This window comes from Novosphingobium aureum, from assembly GCF_015865035.1.
Taxonomy (GTDB): domain Bacteria; phylum Pseudomonadota; class Alphaproteobacteria; order Sphingomonadales; family Sphingomonadaceae; genus Novosphingobium; species Novosphingobium aureum.
Genome location: NZ_JADZGI010000001.1, coordinates 2,144,765 through 2,165,451 on the forward strand (window position 1 = coordinate 2,144,765; position 20,687 = coordinate 2,165,451).

A 20,687-nucleotide genomic window follows, 5' to 3' on the forward strand; every position below is an offset into this window, starting at 1 on the left:
CCATGCCCAGTACCCTTTTCGAGAAAATCTGGCAGGCGCATTGCGTCGATACGATGCCGAGCGGCTCCGCGCTCGTCGCGATCGACCGCGTCTTCCTGCATGAACGCACTGGCGCCGCGGCGCTCAAGTCGATGGCCGCGGCAGGCCGTCCGGTCCGCGATCCCGCGCGCGTCTTCGCGGTGATGGACCATATCGTCGACACCCGCATCGGGCGCGGCGACGGGACCCTGATGGAAGGCGGCTCGGCCTTCATCACCGAGACGCGTGCTGCGGCCCATGCTGCCGGCATCACCCTGTTCGACGTCAACGATCCCGATCAGGGCATCACGCATGTGATCTCGCCCGAACTGGGCATCGTGCTGCCGGGTGTGACCCTCGTCGCCCCCGACAGCCATACCTGCACGCAAGGCGCATTGGGCGCCCTCGCCTGGGGTATCGGCTCGAGCGAGGCAGAGCACGCCATGGCGACCGGCGTGCTGCGGCTCGACAAGCCCCGGACCATGCGCGTCACCTTCACCGGAAAGCTCGCTGCGGGCGTCACCGCCAAGGACATGGCCCTCGCCCTCATCGCGGCGCACGGCGCGGGCGGCGGCGCAGGCCATGCGGTCGAGTTCGCGGGCGAGGCGGTCGAGGCACTCGACATCGAGGCGCGCATGACCTTGTGCAACATGGCGACCGAATTCTCGGCCATGGCCGGCTTCATCGCGCCTGATGCCAAGACCTTCGCATACCTCGCTGGGCGCCGCTATGCCCCCGCGAACTTCGACGATCCCTACTGGAAGACGCTCAGGTCGGACGAAGGTGCAACCTTCGATACCGAGATCGTGATCGATGCGGCCTCGCTGGCCCCGATGGTCAGCTGGGGCACCAGCCCTCAGCATTCGATGCCGATTGACGGCGCGGTACCGCAGGGCCCCGAGCGCGCGCACCGGTACATTGACCTCGCACCGGGCGCGGCGATGCTCGGCACGCCCATCGACGTGGCCTTCATCGGTTCGTGCACCAACGCGCGCCTCTCCGACCTTCGCCGCGCTGCCGCGCTGGTGAAGGGCCACAGGGTCGCCGACACGATCAGGAAGGCGATGGTCGTGCCGGGCAGCTCTGCGGTCAAGCGCGCCGCCGAAGCCGAGGGGCTGGACACGATTTTCACCGAGGCCGGGTTCGAATGGCGCGCGAGCGGGTGCTCGCTGTGCTTCTTCGCGGGCGGCGAACGCTTCCCCGAAGGCAGCCGCACAATCAGCTCGACCAACCGCAATTTCGAAGGTCGTCAGGGACCGGGCATCCGCACCCATATTGCGAGCCCCGAAACCGTGATCGCGAGCGCTGTCGCGGGTGTCATCGCCGACCCGCGCGAGCTGGCCAGGGAGAGCGCGCAGTGACCCCCTTCACTACCCTCACCTCGGTTGCCGTGCCGATCCTGCGCGACAACGTCGACACCGACGCGATCATCCCGAGCCGCGAGATGAAGAGCACCGGGCGTACCGGCCTTGCCGAAGGCCTCTTCGCGCCATGGCGCTACAGCGATGTTGCCGCACGCACCCCCGATCCCAGCTTCGAGCTCAACATGCCCGAGGCCAGGGGCGGACAGGTGATCCTGGGCGGCGCCAACTTCGGCTGCGGGTCGAGCCGCGAGCACGCGGTCTGGGCGCTGGTCGAGTACGGCATCCGCTGCGTCATCGCCGAGAGCTTCGCGCCGATCTTCCGCGCCAACTGCATCCGCAACGGCGTGCTTCCGATCACCCTGCCCCGTGCCGATGTCGATGCGCTGGCCTGGCAGGAGATCACGGTAGACCTGCCCGCGCAGACGGTCACGGCCGGAGAGACCACGCACAGCTTCACGATCGAGGACGAGCCGCGCACGATGCTGCTCGAAGGCCTCGACGTGATCGACCTCACATTGAAGGCCCTGCCCGCCATCGAGGCATGGACCGACGCCGACCGCACGGCGCGTCCCTGGGTCTATCTAGAGAAGACCGCATGACCGAAATTCTCATTTCCGAAGTCGGCCCGCGTGACGGCCTGCAGTCGATCAAGCAGGTGATGCCGCTCGAAGCCAAGAAGGCCTGGATCGCTGCCGAGGCCGCCGCGGGCGTCAAGGAGATCGAGGTCGGCAGTTTCGTGCCCCCCAAGCTCCTCCCTCAGATGGCTGACACGCCTGAACTGGTGGAGTTCGCCAAGGGCATCGAAGGCCTCAACGTGGTCGCGCTCGTCCCCAACGCGCGCGGTGCGGAAAACGCGGCGAAGGCGGGCGTTCACGGCATGTCGATCCCCTTCTCGCTGAGCGAGACGCACTCGATCCGCAACGTAAAGAAGGACCACCCCGCGATGCTCGCCGAGATCGCGAAGGTGGCAGAAATTGCGAAGGATGCCGGGATCCACTTCGCGGTGGGTCTCTCGACCGCGTTCGGCTGTACCATCGAGGGCGCGGTTCCCGAAGACACCGTGGTGCGCCTTGCCGTCGCGGCCGCCGAAGCGGGTGGGCAGGAATTCAGCCTTTCGGACACCACCGGCTATGCCGACCCTGCACAGGTCAAGCGGCTCGTGCGCAAGGTCAAGGCCGCCGTCGGCGATGACATGCTCACCACGCTGCACCTGCACAATACGCGCGGCCTTGGCCTCGCCAACGCGCTGGCGGGCCTGGAAGAAGGGATCACCACGATCGATTCCTCGCTCGGCGGCCTTGGCGGCTGCCCTTATGCGCCGGGCGCCTCGGGCAATCTAGTCACCGAGGACCTCGTGCTGATGCTCAATTCGATGGGTTACGACACCGGCATCGATCTGGAAAAACTGCTCGAAGTGCGGTCGATCCTGACCGAGGCGCTTCCCGGCGAGCCGCTTTACGGCTTCACGCCCGATGCAGGTCCGATGCTGGACTACAAGGAAAGGATTGCGCGATGAGCGCTGAGACGAACGGCGCGCCGACGCCGCTGGCCGGGATCACGGTCATCGAATTCACGCACATGGTCATGGGCCCCACGGTCGGCCACATCCTCGCCGGGCTCGGCGCGGAGGTGATCCGCATCGAACCCATCGGCGGAGACCGCACCCGCAAGCTGCTGGGTTCGGGCTCGGGCTACTTCCCGATGTACAATCGCGGCAAGCAGTCGATCTGCCTCGATCTCAAGAGCGACGACGGCATCGCGGTTGCCAAGGACCTTTGCGCCAAGGCAGATATCCTCGTCGAGAACTTTCGCCCCGGCGCACTCGACCGCCTCGGCCTCTCCTACGAGACGCTGGCCGAGACCAATCCGGGCATCATCTACTGCTCGGAAAAAGGCTTCTTGCCCGGCCCTTACGAAGAGCGCACCGCGCTCGATGAAGTGGCGCAGATGATGGGCGGTCTCGCCTACATGACCGGCCCTCCGGGGCGCCCCTTGCGCGCAGGGTCCAGCGTCGTCGACGTGACCGGCGGCATGTTCGGCGTGATCGGCGTGCTTGCAGCGCTCGAGGAACGCCACCGCACCGGCAAGGGCCAGAAGGTCGTCGCCAGCCTGTTCGAGACCACGATCTACCTCGTCGGCCAGCACATGGCGCAGTTCGCGGTGACCGGCAAGGCGGCGAGCCCGATGCCCGCGCGCATATCGGCCTGGGCGATCTACGACGTGTTCGAGACCAGGGACGAACCGGTCTTCATCGGTGTCGTCTCGGACGTGCTGTGGGAGAAGTTCTGCCGCGTGTTCCAGCTCGACGATCTCTGGGCGGACGAGAGCATCCGCACCAACAACGAGCGCGTGAAGGCCCGTGATCGCATCCTGCCGCAGGTGCGCGAGATGTTCGCCGGCATGACCCGCGACGAGATCGTCGCCATGCTCGAGGGGACCGGCCTTCCCTTTGCGCCGATCGGTCGTCCCGAGGACATGTTCGACGATCCCCAGCTCGCCGAAGGCGGGCTCGAGGACGTCACGCTCGATAGTGGCGAGCAGACCCGCCTGCCCACCATCCCGCTGCAGATGGGCGGAAAGCGCCCCGGCTCGCACGTAACCTTGCCCAGTGCCGGGCAGGACAGCCGCGCGGTGCTTGCAGCACTGGGGTACAGCGACGAACGCATTGCCGCGCTGACGAGTTCGGGCGCGGTCGGAACTGCCTGACACGGACCGCTCCCGAAGCAAAAAAGGGCCCCGGTGCAGCGCTGCACCGGGGCCCCTTTTTTGCGCAACATTCGCAGCACCATCGCTCGCTCGGAATGCAGGCAAAAAAAGGGGCGACCCTTGCGAGCCGCCCCTTTCCTCCTGCGATTGTCCGTTTTTCAGAACATCGACTTTCCGCGAAGACGGTGGCCGTTCAGAACGGCTTGACCGTGCCGAGGAAGCAGATGCCGGCAATCGTGATCCAGTATACATAGGCCATCATGCGACCATAGAGGAATTCGCGCTCGAGCGCCGCCTCTTCCTTGGGGTTGGGCCCCTCGGCCAGACGACGGAAGCGCACCGTCCACAGGCGCATGATCCAGCGCAGGCCAAGTCCGATGCACAGCGTGAAGCCGTAGAGCGTCAGCTTGGTCGCATACCAGCGCATGCCCTCGCCCGCCTCGAGCGGACCATGGCCCAGCAGCGAGGAGATGCCGACGATGAAGATTGCGGGGATCAGCACCCAGCGGATCTTCTCGTCGAGCTTGGTCAGGGTCACGCCGATGTCGGTCTCGCGCTTGATGAAGGCGGCCCAGCAGAGCCCCAGCCAGCAGGCGACGAAGATCCACATCGCCGTCAGGAAACCGCCACCGTAGGGCTGCAGGCCGTAGATGTGCCCCATGTGCAGACCCAGCGGCAACAGCGTGATGATGCCGGTGCGTGCAAGAATGTCGATGCGGTAGGCCGTCTCCATGTGGCGACGGCGCTCCTCCATCGAGAGCTTGCGGTTGATGATATTGTAGCTCGTCTGGAAGACGCCCCATTCGCCGCCAAGCCAGTAGACCATGGCGACGATGTGGACCCAGCGAAGCACCAGTACTTCTTCAATCACGACTATCCCCTTTCAATAGGGGGAGCCGCCCCTAAGCCGATGCGCTTGCCGGTGCGGAGAGCCGATCCACCCAGTCGGTGACGGGCGGGTCGGGATTCTCCATGGCCTCGACTTCCTGCTGGAAGCCGCGCATGACGCGGGCGATATACGCCCTCATGGCATTTCCCCGTTCCTCACCGGCCTCGCGGTCCGGTGCGTAGGTTTCGAGCGCGGCCCGATCGAGCGAGCCCCCCTTGTCGAGGAGGCGTTCGAGCGTATCGAGGCGCTCACGCGTCGCTGCCAGTTCGGCGGTGAGCGCGAGCGTCAGCGAATAGAGGCGGTCAACGGCCATCTCGTCGAAATAGGCCGGTCGCCCGCCCTTGGCGCGTGCTCCCGAACGTGCGATCCAGTCGATATCCTGCGTCATGCCGGGATCTCCTGTCCTGCGTTCACGCTGACCGGGGGTTTCCAGGCTCCGTAGGCATTCCAGATGGCCGCCCGTCCATAGTCTTCCTGTTCGCCATCCGGCGACGCGCCAAACAGCGCCTTATCGGGAACTGACCGCACACCGGTCACAAACTGCTCCGTTTCGGGAAATCCGGCCTCGGCCATGACCTTTGCCATGTCGATCCCGTGCATCGCCGACCAGAACGGCTCGTTGTTGTTGTAGGCATCCCAGTCGCGCATGAACTGCTCGAACAAGGGCATCTCGGGGCCGTATTGCGGCTGCTCGACGTGCAGCATGAGCCCGCCCGGCTTCAGCACGCGGCAGCATTCGGCGATGATGCGCGGCATGGCAGCAGCGGATGTCTCGTGCAGGAACATGGTGGTCTGGACCCAGTCGAAGTGGTCGTCGGGAAAACGCGAGAGATCCTCGGCATTGGCCTGAACGAAGCGGATGTTCCCGACCCCCAGAGCCGCCGCGCGCGCCGCACCGTAGCGCAGCACCGGTGCAGCGGTGTCGATCGCGGTAACTTCTGCCTCCGGAAATCCCTGCGCCAGCGGCACTGCGTTGTGTCCGACGGTGCAGCCGACATCGAGGATGCGTTCGGGCCGCCAGTCGGGTCGATTGGCACGTGCCCATTCGACCAGGGCCCTGCCTCCGCCATTGTTGAGACTTCCCAGCGCCCCGCCGGTCGTCGCAAACAGGCCGACGTCGTAGTTCGCCGCGACGCTGACATCGCCAGGCCGTTCCTCACCGTGATAGCTGCCGGGCTGGCAATGGATGTCGACGCAGGTCACGTATTCGGGCTGGGAGATCGCGGGATCGAGTTCGAGCAGGCCGGCTTGCGCGTTGCAGGCGGCGACCTTCGCATCGGTCTCGTCGATCTGACGCAGCACCAACTGGCGCCCGTTTTGCTGGCGCATCTCCATGGTGTTGCGCTTGAGCGCCGACCATGTGCGGTGCCAGGGATCCTCGTTCATCGCGACCCGGATTTCCTCGCGAGAGACCGGGTCGCGGCCATGCACGGCGCGAAACGCCGGCTTGACGCGGGTCTCGTAAGCGAGCCGGTTGCCCGCGCCGAGGTCGGCGGCAAGGTAGCGATTGAAATGGGTGACGAAGTTGAACCGTGCCGCCTCGTCATGGCTCGCCTGCGGCATCACCGCGTGGCGTTGCAAGGCGGTATAGGGTGGCGGTAGCGGACTGGTCATGAGGCCCTCCATCGTGGCGCCTGTGGCGAGATTGCCAGCAGGGTCGCCTTGATGGTCTAGGCCAAGTCGCGCTCGTCGAGGTTGATTTGAGTCAAATCTATAACAAATAGAAACGGGGCCCGGCACACGCGTACCGGCCCCCGTCGAATGAGCGCAGTTGCGTCCCGATCAGAACTCGGCGAGCAGGCGCCCCAGCCCCTCGATCTTGTCTTCGATCCCGCAGGCGCGCAGCCCGTGCCAGTAGGTCGCGGCATTGATCGCGATGACCGGCTTGGCCAGCTTCGCTTCGTACTTCGCCGCGATATCGACCATCGACAGGTTGGTGCCGACCTGCACGATCGCATCGACATCATCGCCGTCGAGTTCGGCAATCACACCGTCAAGCGTCTCGGGCGTGACCTTGGCGATATCGGTCCAGCGCTTGCACTGGAGCGGAATGTCCTTCTTCACCTCGAAGCCCGATTCCTCGAGGAAGCGGCGCACTTCGGCATTGGCGACGGGGTAATAGGGCGAGACGAAGCTGACCGTCTTGACGTTGCCGTATGCCTTGAGCGCGGCCGCGACCGATTCCGCGCCCGTCGAGGCGCCGACGCCGGCGAAGTCCTCGACCTGCTTCTTCCAGGCCCGCGCACCCTCGACGCCGCCGTAGAAAGTGACAGCCGACATGCCGAGCACGAGATAATCGGGCTTGCAGGTCATCACCGAGGCAACCGCGTCCAGCGTGCTCTCCGCGATCTTGGTGGTGCCCGCGATGAAGTCCTCGTTCGAGAGCGCCAGCGGGTCTTCCACGAAGATGCGCGAGAAATGGTTGGTCACGCCTTCGGGACGCATACGCTCCATGTCGGGCTGGACCACGGTATTGGTGGACGGCGCGATGACCCCCAGCAGCTTGCGCCAACCGAGTACGTCTACCATTGCACTACTCCTCTTGCGGGTCTCTCCCCCGCGGGTTGAAGGATCATTCTCCCCGACCGCTCGTTGCGGTTCTTGTGGTTCGCTCTGAATTCGTTGGCCCCAAGGGTGCGACCCGATGGGCCCGCGAACGGAAAGGGCATTTGCAGGCCCTAACCGTCCGGGATCGGCAGTTCAGGTGATTGCCGCGGCCTGCTCAAGGCTCTCGAACATGGCCTGGCGCAGCATGTAGGCGCGGCGCTTCTCGGGATCGGCCTTGATCGCGAGCATGTTCTCGCGGCGCTTCTGGTGCGCCTCGTCCTGCCCGCCCTTGATCATGGCCATGTTGGCCTTGGTCTGCATCTGGGTGAAGCTGTGCGTCACTTCGCGGCGCTGACGGTCGTAGAGCGAGAGGTTGGCATCCATGTCTGCCTTGCCCTCGATGACCGGCAGCAGCTTCTCGAACAGGTTCACGGCATCGTGGATGCCCGAATTCATGCCGAAGCCACCAAGCGGATTGTTGAGATGCGCGGCATCGCCGCAGAGCATGACGCGCCCCTCGCGGAACGACTTCGCGACGCGCTGGTGGACGCGGTAGAGCGTGCGGTGGCCGGTCTTGACGTCCTTGCCCTTGCCCTCGCCGATGAGACGATCAAAGATGCCGTTCTTGACCTCGTCCGAACGCAGGTAGTCCTCGTCGGCCTCGGGATCGGTCGGCACCAGCACGCGCCATACCGAAGGCACGCGCAGCAGGACCAGCCATTCGTCCGGGTCGCTGACGTAGTTCACGTAGCAAAGGTTGGGCAGGTAGTCGGCCAGTTCCACCTCGGTCGAGAGCGTCAGGAAGCGCTCGGGATACGTGAAGCCGTCGAATTCGATGCCCAGCCACTTGCGCACGATCGAGTTCGCACCGTCGGCACCGACGAGGAAGTCGCAGCGCAGCTTGTCGATGCCGGTCATCGTCTCGATGGCAACGTCGACACCGTCGGCGTCCTGCTCGAAGGTCAGCAGCCGGCTACTGAAACGTACCTTGGCATTGGGGTACTTGCCCAGGCCTTCAGCGAGGCCTTGCGAGAGGTGGTACTGCTCGCACTGAATGCGGAAAGGGTACTTGGTCACGTCCGCGATCTCGGCGAGGTCGAAGTCGATGACGTCACCGGTCTCGCGATCGCGCCAGTGATAGATCGGCGCCTTGAGCCCCTTCTCGATCAGCATGTCCGTAATGCCGATGCGATCGAGCATTTCGAGCGTCGGCGGATGGAAGGTCGAGGCACGAAGGTCCTGGGCACACTCACTGCCCGCTTCAAAGACAACCACGTCCACGCCCGCCTGAGCCAGAAGCGTCGCCAGAACCGTTCCGACCGGTCCCGCCCCCGCGATCGCCACCTGGCATCGTTCAACTGTCGCCATATCAAGCTGACTCCCTGGCCTGTAATCGACCAAGGGTATGGACCGGGGGGGCGCCCTCCCGGCTCGCTACCGGTGAAATATCCGACTTGCGGTGACGCCGGGGCGATCGACGCTCCAAATCGACTGGACGGCGACAAGAAAAAGGGGGCGCGGATGCACCCCCTTCTCTCTGATTACCGTAGAAGTGCGCTCGGTGAGCGACGCGCACTTCGTCTTTACACGACGGCGCAGACGGTCTTCCACTCGAGGTAGTTATCCATGGCCTGCTTGCCGCTGTCACGACCCCAGCCCGACTGCTTGACGCCACCGATCGCCAGCGCGGGATCGTACATGGCATGACAGTTGATCCAGACCGTACCCGCCTTGATCGCGCTCGACATGCGATGGGCGTTGCTCAGCCCCTCGGTCCAGACGCTGGCAGCAAGGCCATATTCGCTGTCGTTGGCGGCGGCGATGACTTCCTCGACATCGTCGAAGGCCTGCGCCACGAGGACCGGGCCGAAGACTTCCTCGCGCACGATTTCCATGTCGGGCTTGACGTCGACGACGAGGGTCGGGGTGATGAAGGTCCCGGCCTCGCCGGTCCGCTCGCCGCCCGCCAGCATCGTTGCTCCCTGCGAACGGGCGCGCTCGAGGAAGCCCTCGACCCGCTCGGCATGGCGCAGCGAGACCACCGGTCCCATCTGCGTATCGGCTTGCAGGCCGTGCCCGAGCTTGAGCCCCTTGGCATATTGCGCGACGCCTTCGACGACCTCATCGTGGACGGAGCGGTGCACGTAGAGGCGCGAACCGGCGATGCAGACCTGTCCGCTGTTGAAGTAGATCGCGTTGGCAACCCCCGGGATCGCCTGGGCAAGGTCGGCATCGGGCATGATGATGGAAGGCGACTTGCCGCCCAGTTCGAGGGTCACGCGCTTGAAGTTGGTCTTGGCTGCATCGAGCACCGCGCGCCCCGTAGCGGTCGAGCCGGTAAAGGCGATCTTGTCGACGTCCTTGTGGCTTGCCAGCGCTGCCCCGGTCTCGCCGCCGAGCCCGGTGACGACGTTGAGCACGCCTGCGGGAAGGCCCGCCTCCATCATCAGTTCGGCGAGGCGCAGGGCGCTGAGCGAGGTGTCTTCAGCGGGCTTGAGCACCAGTGTGCACCCCGCAGCCAGCGCCGGCGCCAGCTTCATCGCGGTCAGCACCAGCGGCGAGTTCCACGGCACGATCGCGGCCACGACCCCGACCGCCTCGCGCGTGGTCCACGAACGCATCTGCTTGCCAGCGGGCTGGTAGTTGATCGAGCTCTCGATCGTGTTGCCTTCGATGGTCATCGCCTGACCCGCGAAGAAGCGGAACTGGTTGACCGCGCCGGGGATCTCGGCCCAGCGCCCGACGAACAGCGGCTTGCCCTGATCGAGCGTCTCGAGTTCGGCGAGTTCGTCGATATTGGCTTCGATCAGATCGGCGATCTTCCACAGGATGCGCGAGCGCTCGACCGGAACGGTCGCGGCCCATCCTGCCTGCGCGGCGCGCGCGGCGCCGACCGCAGCATCGACGTCGCTGGCACCGGCGGCGGCAATGCGCCCCAGCTCGGTCCCGGTTGCGGGATCGGTCGTCGCGAAAGTCTGGCCGCTGGCCGATGCGACCCACTGCCCGTCGATGAGGAGCCCCTCCCCTTGCGCACGGCGCGCGAGGAACTGCCTTGTGTCGGGACGCAGGGTGGCGAGGTCGAGTGGCATTTTCGAGATCTCCTTTGTTGCCGCCGTTCTAGTGCAGATGCCCGCAGGCGCGTGGCAATGCCAATGCGAAAAGTCGCTTGGCGGATAACTCTGTCCGCAAGCCGCGCATCCCGACCGCTCAGCGTTAGCCCTTAATCACGACAGGCGGCGTCGTGAACGGGCACCGCCCCGAGATATCAGTAGCAAATACCTATCGGGCACCGGCAGTCGCTCAGCGGCAAGGTCCCGGGGTAGCAGTATCAGCGCCAAGTGGCAGAAAGTGGATGGGCAGACCATGACCTATCGTTTGGGTGTAGACGTCGGAGGGACGTTCACCGATTTGCTTTTGTTCAACCAGCAGGACGGCTCGTTCTTCCGGCACAAGACGCCGTCGACGCCGCATGACAGTTCGGAAGGTATCCTGAACGGTCTGGGTGCGATCTGCGAGAAGGCGGGGATCACGCCGGCGGACATCGAGTTCTTCCTGCACGGCACGACCGTCGCGACCAACGCCGTGCTTGAGGGCAAGGGCGCGCGCGTCGGGCTCATCACGTCCGAAGGCTACCGCCAGGTCATGCAGATCGCCCGCTCCTTCGTGCCGGGCGGTCTTGCAGGCTGGATCGTGTGGCCCAAGCCCGTGCCGCTCGCCGCGCTGGAAGACACCTTCGAGGTCGCCGGGCGCATGAACGCGCAAGGCGAGGAAGTGCGCGAGATCGACGAAGCGCAGATCCGCGACGTGCTGACCAAGCTCAAGGCTTCGGGCGTCCAGGCGCTCACCGTTTCGCTCATGAACGGCTACCTCAACGGTGCGCACGAGAAGCGCATCGGCGAACTCGCCGCCGAGATCTGCCCCGAGCTTCCCGTCTCGCTCAGCCACGAAGTCCTGCCCGAGATGCAGGAATACGAGCGTACCCTCACCACCGTCGCCAACGCCGCGGTGCGCCCAGTGGTGGGCAACTATGTCCGCAACCTGCGCGACAACCTGCGCAAGGGCGGCATGGCCGGCTCGCTCTCGCTGCTGCGTTCGGACGGCGGTCTGCAGTCCTCGGAGAAGTCCGAGGAGCACCCGGTTGCCCTGCTCATGTCGGGCCCGGCGGGCGGCGTCACCGGCGCGCTGTGGGTCGGCAAGAACGCAGGGATCAAGAACATCCTGACGCTGGACGTGGGCGGTACCTCGACCGACGTCGCGCTCATCGAGAACCTCGAGGCACGGCGCGTGCGCACCACCGAAGTGGGCCACCTTTCGGTGCGCGCCTCGGCTCTGGACGTGAAGACCGTGGGCGCGGGCGGCGGCTCGATCGCCTATGTCCCCGAGCTCACCGGCGCGCTGCGCGTGGGGCCTGAATCGGCCGGCGCCGTCCCGGGTCCGGTTGCCTACAACAAGGGCGGCACCCTGCCGACCGTGACCGACGCCAACGTCGTGCTGGGCTACCTTCCCGAGAACCTTCTGGGCGGCACCTTCAAGCTCGACCGTGAAGGCGCCAAGGCGGCTGTCCAGACCGTCGCCGACAAGCTCGGCATCGATGTCATGGAAGCCGCGCGCGGCATCATCGACATCGTCAACGAGAACATGTTCGGCGCGCTGCGCATGATCTCGGTCCAGCAGGGCTACGACCCGCGTCACTTCGCGGTCATGGGCTTTGGCGGGGCGGGTCCGCTCCACGTCAACGCCGTTGCCAAGCTGATGGGCTCCTGGCCCGCCGTCTCGCCGGTCTCGCCCGGTGTGCTCTGCGCCCTTGGCGATGCGACCACCCGCATGCGCACCGAGACCGCGCGTTCGTACTCCAAGTCGTTCTCCAGCACCGAGGAAGCCGACGTTCTCGCCCAGCTCGAAGAGATGGCCGCGCAGACCACGAAGGAACTCACCAGCGAGGGCATCGACGCCAGCGACGTCACCGTCGAGTTCGAACTCGACGTGCGCTACGAGGGCCAGGCCTTCGAAGTGCCGCTTTCGATCGATCCCGAGACCTTCAAGTCGGGTGGCCTTGCCGCGATCATCGCGCGCTTCGACGATGAGCACGAGCGCCTCTTCACCTTCAAGATGGATAGCGAGCACGAGCTGGTGAACCTGCGCGCCGTGGCGCTCGGCCCCGTCCTCGACCTCGAAGCCCAGCGCCTTCCCGAAGGCAACGGCGATCCCGTCGAGGCCAAGGTGCGCGACCACCAGCTGTGGGCCGATGGCAAGATGGTCCCTGCCGTGATCTACGACCGTTCCAAGCTCAAGGCGAACGACGTGATCCAGGGTCCGGCCATCGTCACCGAGATGGACTCCACCACGCTCATCGAAGCCGACTGCACCGGCACCGTCGATGCCTACGGCAACATCCTCATCAACCTGAAGTGAGCGAAGGAACTCTCTAATGCCCGCACAGATCATTCAGGCCAACGAAACCCCCTTCGAGAAGATCGAGATCGATCCGGTCACCCTCGAAGTCATCGAGAACGCCCTTCGCAACGCCCGCATCGAGATGGACGCGACCCTCGTGCGCACCGCCATGTCGCCCGGCATCCGCGAACAGGGCGACGCCTTCCCGCTCATCGCCGACCACAAGGGACGCATGATCGTGGGCCAGTTCGGCTCCTATATCGGCCCCTTCCTCGAAGGTTATGAAGGCACCGTGGAAGACGGCGACATGATCTTCCTGTCCGACCCCTACTCGGTCGGCGGCGCGATCAGCCACTGCAACGACTGGCTCGTCCTGCTCCCCGTCTTCAAGGACGGCCGCCTCATCGCCTACACCTCGATGTTCGGCCACCAGAGCGACATCGGCGGCATGGTGCCGGGCTCCATGCCGATCCACGCCACCGAGATCTTCCAGGAAGGCGTGCGCATCCCGCCCGTCAAGATCTGGAAGAAGGGTGAGTACAACGAGGACCTCATCAAGCTGGTCATGCACCAGTCGCGCATGCCCGACTGGTGCAAGGCGGACTTGAACGCCCTGATCGCCTCGTGCCGCGTCGCCGCCAACCGCGTGGTCGAGATGGCGACGCGCTTCGGCGATGACATCTTCGTCTCGGCGACCAACCTGCTGCTCGACCGCAACTACCGCGCCATGCAGCAGCTCATCGAGAGCTCGATCGGCGAGACGCCCGTCTCGTTCGAGGACTACATCTGCGACGATGGCATGGGCTTTGGCCCCTACAAGATCAAGTGCACGATGTGGAAGGAGAACGGCCGCGTCGTGCTCGACTTCGACGGCACCGATCCGCAGAGCCAGGCCTCGATCAACATGCTCTTGAACGAGAACATGATGCGCATGTTCTTCGGCATCTACATGATCATGGTCTTCGACCCGCAGATCCTGTTCAACGACGGCTACTACCCGCTGATCGACATCCGGATCCCGGAAGGCTCGCTGCTCAAGCCCAAGTTCCCGGCCGCGCTCTCGGGCCGTACCCACGTGCTCGGACGCCTGTTCGACATCATGGGCGGCCTCCTTGGTCAGAAGACGCCCGAGTTCCTCAACGCCGCGGGCTTCTCCTCCTCGCCGCACCTGTTCTATGCAGGCCACGACAAGGCGGGCAAGTGGTTCCAGCTCTTCCAGATCGGCTTTGGCGGCATCCCGGGTCGTCCGATGGGCGACGGACCCGACGGCCACTCGCTGTTCCCCGGCTTCACCAACGTGCCCAACGAGTTCCTCGAGCGCTACTTCCCGCTCGAGATCGTCAAGTACGAGACGGTCGCCGACAGCGGCGGTGCGGGTCTGCACCGCGGCGGCAACGGCATCAACATGGTCTACCGCTTCTATGAGCCGGGCGTCATCGCGATCCACGACGACCGCTGGTTCGTGCCGCCTTGGGGCGTCAACGGCGGTCTTCCGGGCAAGCGCGCCAAGAAGATCCTGACCAAGGCCGACGGCACCCAGATCGTGGTCGGCAACAAGCTGGAAGACTACCCCGTCGAAGCGGGCGATGAACTCCAGTTCATCACTTGGGGCGGCGGTGGCTGGGGCGACCCGCTCGAGCGCGACCCCGCCCTCATCCTCAAGGAAATCGGCCAGGGCCTCGTCACCGAGACCGGCGCCCTCGACTACGGCGTCGTCATCAAGGACGGCGCGGTCGACGAGACAGCCACCAGCGCCCTGCGCGAAAAGATGCGCGCCGAGCGCGGCGAGATCGAGGTCTTCAACTTCGGCCCCGACATCGAAACCCTGCGCAAGAACTGCCTCGAAGAAACCGGCCTCCCCGCCCCCAAGCAGCCCATGTGGCGCATGGCGGAAGCGGCCGAGTAAGGACGGTTGCACGGGAGGCGCCCGCCAAGGGCGTCTCCCGGTAGCCCAAGAACAGGATCGGACCGGCATGAACCGCTCCTGCAAACGACCAAGACAGGATACCTGATGGCAAATCCGATCTTCCGGGAGAAGCTGCGCGCGGGCAAGTTCTTTGCCGTTCCCGGCGTTCAGGACATGATTGCAGCCGTGATTGCCGACAAGGTGGGTTTCGACCTCGTCTACGGCACCGGCTACTGGCTGACCGCTTCGGCCTGGGGCCTCCCCGACGCCGGCATCGCCACCTACACCGAAATGAAGAACCGGATGGAGACGCTGGTTCGCACGAGCAAGGCCGGGGTCATCGCCGATGGCGACACCGGATACGGCGGCCTGCTCAACGTACACCACACGGTCAAGGGCTATGAAGAGGCGGGCGTCACCGCCATCCAGCTCGAAGACCAGGAATTTCCCAAGAAGTGCGGCCACACCCCGCACAAGCGGATCATCGCGGCCCAGGACATGGTCGAGAAGATCAAGGTCGCGGTCGACGCGCGTCAGGACGAGAACTTCGTCATCATCGCGCGCACCGATGCCTACCAGTCCGAGGGCATGGACGGGGTCATGCGCCGCATGGAGGCCTATGCCTCTGCGGGCGCCGATGTCCTCTTCCCCGAGGCGCTGGCCACCAACGATGAAATCCGCATCGCCTGCCGTGACCTGCCCCTGCCGGTCATGGCCAACATGTCGAACAGCTCGGGCGAGGCCATGCCTTCGGCCGAGACGCTGGCCGAACTCGGCCTCGCCTATGCCATCTACCCCTCGCTCATGGCGCTGGCCGCCTGCAGCGCGATGGAGAACGCGCTGCGCGGGCTCAAGGAACAAGGCACCGCCAACCCGGACGGGCTGTTCAGTTTCAAGGAATTCTCCTCGTTGATCGGCTTCGACGAGGTCACGGCATTCGAAAAGAAGTGGGCGCAAGTGCCCTGACCACGGGCCACGCCTCGCGTGTTGACCCCACGCCTGACAGACAAACCAAGAAGACCAGACAGGGAGCCCCCCGAACGATGACCCGCAAGATTGCCGCCGCCGTCCTCTCCCAGTGCGGTGGCCACGCCACCCCCTACGGCGACAGCGCCCCACTCACGGTCAAGCCGCTGGAGCTGGCCGATCCCAAGCCCGGCGAAGTGCTGGTGCGCATCGATGCCGCAGGCATCTGCCACTCCGACCTTTCGGTGGTGAACGGGGATCGTCCCCGCCCGATGCCGATGGCGCTGGGTCACGAAGCCTCGGCAACGGTGCTGGCGCTCGGCGATCCCGACGAGCCGGGCCTTGCCGTGGGTGACCGCGCGGTGCTCGTGTTCCTGCCTTCGTGCGGCCAGTGCGAGCAGTGCATGTCAGGCGAAGGCTACCTGTGCTCGGTCGGCGCTGCAGCCAATGGCCGGGGCGAGCTCATGCGTGGCGGCTCGCGGCTCTCGTGCGATGGCGAGACCGTGCACCATCACCTGGGCGTATCAGCCTTCGCGACGCAGGCCGTGGTCGATCGCCGCTCGCTGGTAAAAATCGATCCCGATATCCCCGCAGAGACCGCTGCCCTGTTCGGCTGCGCGGTGCTGACCGGCGTGGGCGCTGTAATGAACACCGCACAGGTGCGTCCCGGCGAGAGCGTCACCATCTACGGCCTTGGCGGTGTCGGCCTGTCCGCATTGCTGGGCGCCCTCGCCGCGGGTGCACAGCCGGTTCACGCCATCGACCCCTCGCCCGCCAAGCGTGCGCTGGCGCTCGAGCTGGGGGCCGCGAGCGCCAGTGCGCCGGGCGAGGATGAAGTCGCAATGGGCAGCGACGTGGTCATCGAGACGGTGGGCAAGGCCGCAGTTCTTGCGGCTGCCTATGCCTCGGCACGGCGAGGTGGGCGCATCGTCACGGTGGGCCTGCCCAATCCGAGCGAGGAACTCAAAATCAGCGCGGTTTCGCTGGTCGCTGACGGCAAGACTCTGATGGGAAGCTACATGGGCTCGGCCATCCCGGCCCGTGACATTCCGCGCTACATCAAGCTGTGGCGTGCGGGTCGCCTGCCGGTCGAGAAACTTCTGTCCTCGGTCGGGCCGCTGGAGGAAATAAACGAATCGATGGACAAGCTCGCTTCGGGCGAAGCTATCCGACAGGTGATCGTGCCGGGCTGGTAAGCAGCTGGCGATTTTTTCGCTTCATTGACGCAACGCAAATCCGGCCTTTTGAGTACCGACAGGCGAACCTTGTGGTCGCCTGTCGGATAAAAAGTTGATTTCGACGGTCATCCGTCATTGAATGGTCATTCTTCGGGCAACGCCAAAGCACAAGGGAGGCTGACCATGGAAAAAGGGGTTCCAATCCGCTCGATCACGCGCTCGATCTCGGCGCTGAAGGCGATCAATCGGCACGGCTCGCTCTCGATGATGGAGATCGCCAAGGCTGCCGAAGTGCCCTATCCGACCGCATGCCGCATCGTGCAGACGCTGCTTTACGAAGGCCTGATCGAGCAGGAACCTTCACGCAAGCGCTATCGTCCCACCGCGCTGGTGCAGACGCTCGCCACCGGCTTCCAGCACGACGACGAACTGGTTCGCATCGCGCGTCCCCACATCGTGAGCCTGACCAAGCGCATTGGCTGGCCGGTCTCGATCGCGATCCGCGTCGGGCGCGAGATGATGCTGCGCGACTCCACACACTCGAATTCCTCGCTGACTTTCGAGCACTACTATCCCGGCTTCACCCTGCCGATCCTAGACAGCGCCTCGGGCAAGGTCTCGATGGCCTATGCTCCCGATGACGAACGCGAGATGATCCTGCGCTTCATGCGCGTCTCGCAGGATATCGACCTCAACTACCTCGCAACCGCCGAGGTCAGCCTCGATGTCGAGCGCATCCGTGCCGAGGGCTACGCGGTTCAGGGCCGCAATCACTTCAACCTGACCCCGGGCAAGACGTCCTCGATCTCGGTACCGATCTTCCGCAACGGCCAGTTCGAGGCCGCGATGACCATGGTCTTCTTCGTTGCCGCGATGCGCCTCTCGCAGGCTCTCGAACTCTATCTCGAGGACATCAAGGCAGCGGCAGCCGCGATCAGCCACGACTTGTCGAACCCGGTTCCGGTCGGCAACGCCTGATCCGACCTAAGCCCAACATACAAAAAGGCCGGGAAGCTTGAGGGAGCTTCCCGGCCTTTTTCATGTTCGCTGGCGGCGACCTTCTAGAGGCGGGCAGTAACTGCCTTTGTCTCGAGGTAAGCGTCGAGGCCTTCGTTGCCGAACTCGCGGCCCCACCCGGATTCGCCGTAGCCGCCGAACGGGATGTTGGTGCCCACGGCGCCGTGGCAGTTGATCGAGACGTGGCCCGAGCGGATGCGCTTGACCAGGCGATGCGCGGTCGAGAGGTCCTTGGTCCACACGCTGCCCGACAGGCCATAGGGCGTGTCGTTGGCCATCGCGGCAAGCTCGTCGAGATCGGTGGTCGCAACCTTCTGGATCGCCATCACCGGGCCGAATATCTCCTCACGGGTCACAGCCATGTCGGGCGTGCAATCGGTGAAGATCGTGGGACGGATGAAGTTGCCCGGACGGTCGAGCTTCTCGCCGCCCGCCTCAAGCGTCGCGCCCGCCGCCTTCGCGCCCTCGATGTAGCCCATGACCTTGGCGCTGTGCGCGTCGGAGATCATCGGCCCCTGCATCGAGCCCATGTCGAGGCCATGGCCCAGCGTCATGGAGTTCGCGAAACCGGCCAGCCCCTCGACCAGCTGGTCGTGGATGGACTCGTGCACGAAGATGCGCGTGCCGGCCATGCAGTTCTGACCCTGCAGGAAGAAGGTCGCCATCGAGACGCCGGGAATGGCCAGTTCGAGGTCCGCATCGGGCATGACCATGACCGGGCTCTTGCCGCCCAGTTCTAGGCTCACGCGCTTGAGGTTGCCCATCGAGGCCGCGATGATCCGCTTGCCGGTCGCGGTCGAGCCGGTGAACGAGATCTTGTCGACGCCCGGATGCTCCGACAGCGCGGCACCGGCATCGGCTCCAAGCCCGTTTACGATGTTGACCACGCCCTCGGGGAAGCCCGCATCGCAGATCATCTGGCCAAGAGCCAGGACCGAGAGCGGGGTCATCTCCGAAGGCTTGACCACGACCGTGCAGCCCGCAGCCAGCGCAGGCGCCATCTTGAGGATCGCGGTCGAGAGCGGCACGTTCCACGGCACGATCTGACCGGCCACGCCCACGGGTTCGCGCAGCGTGTAGGTCAGCGCCTCGGTCTCGTCGGCGATGTGGCGCGGCGGGGCGATAGTGGTGCCCTCGATGCGCATGATGGCGCCGGCGTAGTAGTCGATCATCTCGACCACGTTCGAGGTGGTGAGCCCGGCGATGAAGCGCGGCATGCCGTTGTCGAGAATGTCGAGCTCGGTGAGGAGCGTCGCGTTCTCTTCCATGATCCGCGCCAGCTTGTGCAGGATCGCGGTGCGCGCAGCGACCGTCATGCGGCCCCAAGCGCCGTCGAACGCCTTGCGTGCGGCGGCAACCGCCTTGTCGACCTCGGCCTTGCCGCCGGTCTGGAAGGTGGTGAGCGCCAGACCCGTGGCCGGGTCCAGCGTCTCCATCTCACCGCTGCCCTCGACCCACTCACCGCCGATGAGCAGCTTGTGGGTCTGACCGAGGAACGCCTCGGTCTCGGGGGCAATGGCGTGGCCGTCGAAACGGGTTGGCTCGCTCATCAAACCTCCACCGTGCGCGGATCGTACTCGAACAGGCCGAGCGATTCCTCGTCCTTCATCTCGCCAAGGCCGAACAGCGAGGTGTCCTGGCCCTGCATGCGGTCTGCGTTATTGTTGGACTCGCCCTGAATGAAGGTCGCGCGTTCATGGCGCGCATCCTGATAACGCTTGAGACCTTCGGCAATGGTGCCGGAAGCCTTGAGCGCGCGGGCGAGAACGACCGCATCCTCGATGCCGCATGCCGCGCCGTGGCCGAGGAACGGCGTCATGGCATGGGCAGCGTCACCGATCAGGGTGACGTTGTCGTCGATGATCCAGCTGTCGAGCGCGGTGCGCGCGTTGAGCGCCCACTTGTACATCGGCTGCTTGCAGGCCGCATCGATCAGACGCTGCGCGTCGCCGCACCACCCCTGATAGACCTTGCGGATTTCTTCGGGGTCGACCGGCGTCGTCCAGCCATCGTCGCTCCAGCCTTCCTGCCGGGCGAAGAACACGAGGTTCATCGCCTCGTAGTTGCGGATGTTGTAGCGCGTGATCATCGCGCCGGGGCCGATGATGATGCCGGGGAAGTCCGAGAGGTCCTTGATGTCCTCGGTCACAGGCACCAACGTACGCCATGCGACGTGGCCGGTGAAGTGCGGCTCCTTGGGATCAAAGCGCTCACGGATGACCGACTTCACGCCGTCCGCACCGATGAGGAGGTCGCCACTGACGGTCGAACCGTCGGCGAGCGTGACCGTGGTGCCCTCGCTCGAGACGACAGGCGAGGCGCAGCGCAGGTCTACACCCGAGTTGCGGGCCGTCTCGGTCAGCACCTCGTGCAGGTCCGCGCGGTGGATGGTGATGTACGGCGCGCCGTACTTGTCCATCTGCCCGGTGCGGTCCTTCTCGACGAGCGTGCGCCCGTCTTCCCAGTGCTGAATGCGCTGGCGGGCCGGCTCGACACCGGCCTTGGTCGCCGCCTCGCAGGCCCCGATGAAATCGAGGCCCTTCATGGCGTTGGGGGAAAGCGTGACGCCCGCGCCGATCTCGCCGAATTCAGGCGCGCTTTCGAGCAGCGTGACCTTGAAGCCCGCTTGCGCGATCGCCGAGGCTGCGGTCATGCCGGCGATCCCGCCGCCGACGATGAGGATGGTTTCGGGGCGGCTCATG

At 65.2% G+C, this 20,687-nt stretch carries 17 protein-coding genes; 9 read left to right on the plus strand and 8 right to left on the minus strand.

Annotation, left to right across the window (positions count from 1 at the left end; translation table 11 throughout):
* The first annotated feature begins 2 nt into the window (after positions 1-2).
* Genes I5E68_RS10165 through I5E68_RS10180 form a run of 4 tightly spaced genes read left to right on the plus strand, consistent with a single transcriptional unit; the run spans position 3 to position 4,088 of the window.
* On the plus strand, positions 3-1,379 hold the full coding sequence (locus I5E68_RS10165; RefSeq protein WP_197163449.1) for a 3-isopropylmalate dehydratase large subunit: 1,377 nt from the start codon (positions 3-5) through the stop codon (positions 1,377-1,379).
* A complete protein-coding gene (leuD, locus tag I5E68_RS10170) occupies positions 1,376-1,981 on the plus strand; it encodes a 3-isopropylmalate dehydratase small subunit (RefSeq protein ID WP_197163451.1) in 606 nt (201 codons plus the stop codon). Before I5E68_RS10165 ends, leuD begins: the two co-directional genes overlap by 4 nt.
* A complete protein-coding gene (locus I5E68_RS10175; protein WP_197163453.1) occupies positions 1,978-2,898 on the plus strand; it encodes a hydroxymethylglutaryl-CoA lyase in 921 nt (306 codons plus the stop codon). The genes leuD and I5E68_RS10175 overlap by 4 nt, the downstream gene beginning before the upstream one ends.
* Positions 2,895-4,088 carry a CaiB/BaiF CoA transferase family protein gene (locus tag I5E68_RS10180; protein WP_197163455.1) on the plus strand — a complete coding sequence of 398 codons (1,194 nt, stop codon included), beginning with the start codon at positions 2,895-2,897 and terminating at the stop codon, positions 4,086-4,088. The genes I5E68_RS10175 and I5E68_RS10180 overlap by 4 nt, the downstream gene beginning before the upstream one ends.
* Positions 4,089-4,281: 193 nt before the next feature.
* On the opposite strand, the gene I5E68_RS10185 is transcribed toward I5E68_RS10180, so the two are convergent.
* The 6 genes from I5E68_RS10185 to I5E68_RS10210 form a co-directional block, all read right to left on the minus strand.
* Positions 4,282-4,959 carry a hypothetical protein gene (locus tag I5E68_RS10185; protein WP_197163457.1) on the minus strand — a complete coding sequence of 226 codons (678 nt, stop codon included), beginning with the start codon at positions 4,957-4,959 and terminating at the stop codon, positions 4,282-4,284.
* Between the two features lie 31 nt (positions 4,960-4,990).
* Positions 4,991-5,365 (minus strand): hypothetical protein, encoded by a 375-nt coding sequence (locus I5E68_RS10190; RefSeq protein ID WP_197163460.1) that lies wholly within the window; start codon positions 5,363-5,365, stop codon positions 4,991-4,993.
* Positions 5,362-6,591 (minus strand): class I SAM-dependent methyltransferase, encoded by a 1,230-nt coding sequence (locus I5E68_RS10195; RefSeq protein ID WP_197163463.1) that lies wholly within the window; start codon positions 6,589-6,591, stop codon positions 5,362-5,364. The genes I5E68_RS10190 and I5E68_RS10195 overlap by 4 nt, the downstream gene beginning before the upstream one ends.
* Before the next feature lie 168 nt (positions 6,592-6,759).
* The gene (locus I5E68_RS10200; protein ID WP_197163465.1) at positions 6,760-7,506 is read right to left on the minus strand and encodes a maleate cis-trans isomerase family protein; all 747 of its coding nucleotides are present in this window, start codon (positions 7,504-7,506) and stop codon (positions 6,760-6,762) included.
* A gap of 171 nt (positions 7,507-7,677) precedes the next feature.
* Positions 7,678-8,892, minus strand: a complete 1,215-nt coding sequence (locus I5E68_RS10205) for an FAD-dependent oxidoreductase (protein ID WP_197163468.1) — start codon at positions 8,890-8,892, stop codon at positions 7,678-7,680.
* A 215-nt stretch (positions 8,893-9,107) separates the two neighbouring features.
* Complete coding sequence (locus I5E68_RS10210; protein WP_197163470.1) at positions 9,108-10,613, minus strand: aldehyde dehydrogenase family protein; 1,506 nt, start codon at positions 10,611-10,613, stop codon at positions 9,108-9,110.
* A gap of 274 nt (positions 10,614-10,887) precedes the next feature.
* Between I5E68_RS10210 and I5E68_RS10215 the strand changes: the two genes are divergently transcribed.
* The 5 genes from I5E68_RS10215 to I5E68_RS10235 all read left to right on the plus strand — a co-directional run bounded on the left by I5E68_RS10215 (position 10,888) and on the right by I5E68_RS10235 (position 17,946).
* On the plus strand, positions 10,888-12,936 hold the full coding sequence (locus tag I5E68_RS10215; protein ID WP_197163472.1) for a hydantoinase/oxoprolinase family protein: 2,049 nt from the start codon (positions 10,888-10,890) through the stop codon (positions 12,934-12,936).
* A gap of 16 nt (positions 12,937-12,952) precedes the next feature.
* Positions 12,953-14,824, plus strand: coding sequence for a hydantoinase B/oxoprolinase family protein (locus I5E68_RS10220; protein WP_197163474.1), 1,872 nt, complete (start codon positions 12,953-12,955; stop codon positions 14,822-14,824).
* 105 nt (positions 14,825-14,929) lie between these two features.
* Positions 14,930-15,790 carry an isocitrate lyase/PEP mutase family protein gene (locus tag I5E68_RS10225; RefSeq protein ID WP_197163476.1) on the plus strand — a complete coding sequence of 287 codons (861 nt, stop codon included), beginning with the start codon at positions 14,930-14,932 and terminating at the stop codon, positions 15,788-15,790.
* A gap of 77 nt (positions 15,791-15,867) precedes the next feature.
* Positions 15,868-16,986: an alcohol dehydrogenase catalytic domain-containing protein gene (locus I5E68_RS10230; RefSeq protein ID WP_197163478.1), complete on the plus strand. Its 1,119-nt coding sequence runs from the start codon at positions 15,868-15,870 to the stop codon at positions 16,984-16,986.
* Positions 16,987-17,151: 165 nt separating this feature from the next.
* Entirely contained in the window at positions 17,152-17,946 is a 795-nt protein-coding gene (locus tag I5E68_RS10235) for an IclR family transcriptional regulator (protein ID WP_197163479.1), read from the plus strand.
* Positions 17,947-18,029: 83 nt separating this feature from the next.
* Here the strand turns inward: I5E68_RS10235 and I5E68_RS10240 are convergent, their stop codons facing one another.
* Positions 18,030-19,535, minus strand: a complete 1,506-nt coding sequence (locus I5E68_RS10240) for an aldehyde dehydrogenase family protein (protein WP_197163480.1) — start codon at positions 19,533-19,535, stop codon at positions 18,030-18,032.
* Positions 19,535-20,686, minus strand: a complete 1,152-nt coding sequence (locus I5E68_RS10245) for an FAD-dependent monooxygenase (RefSeq protein ID WP_197163481.1) — start codon at positions 20,684-20,686, stop codon at positions 19,535-19,537. The genes I5E68_RS10240 and I5E68_RS10245 overlap by 1 nt, the downstream gene beginning before the upstream one ends.
* Between the last annotated feature and the right edge of the window lies 1 nt (position 20,687).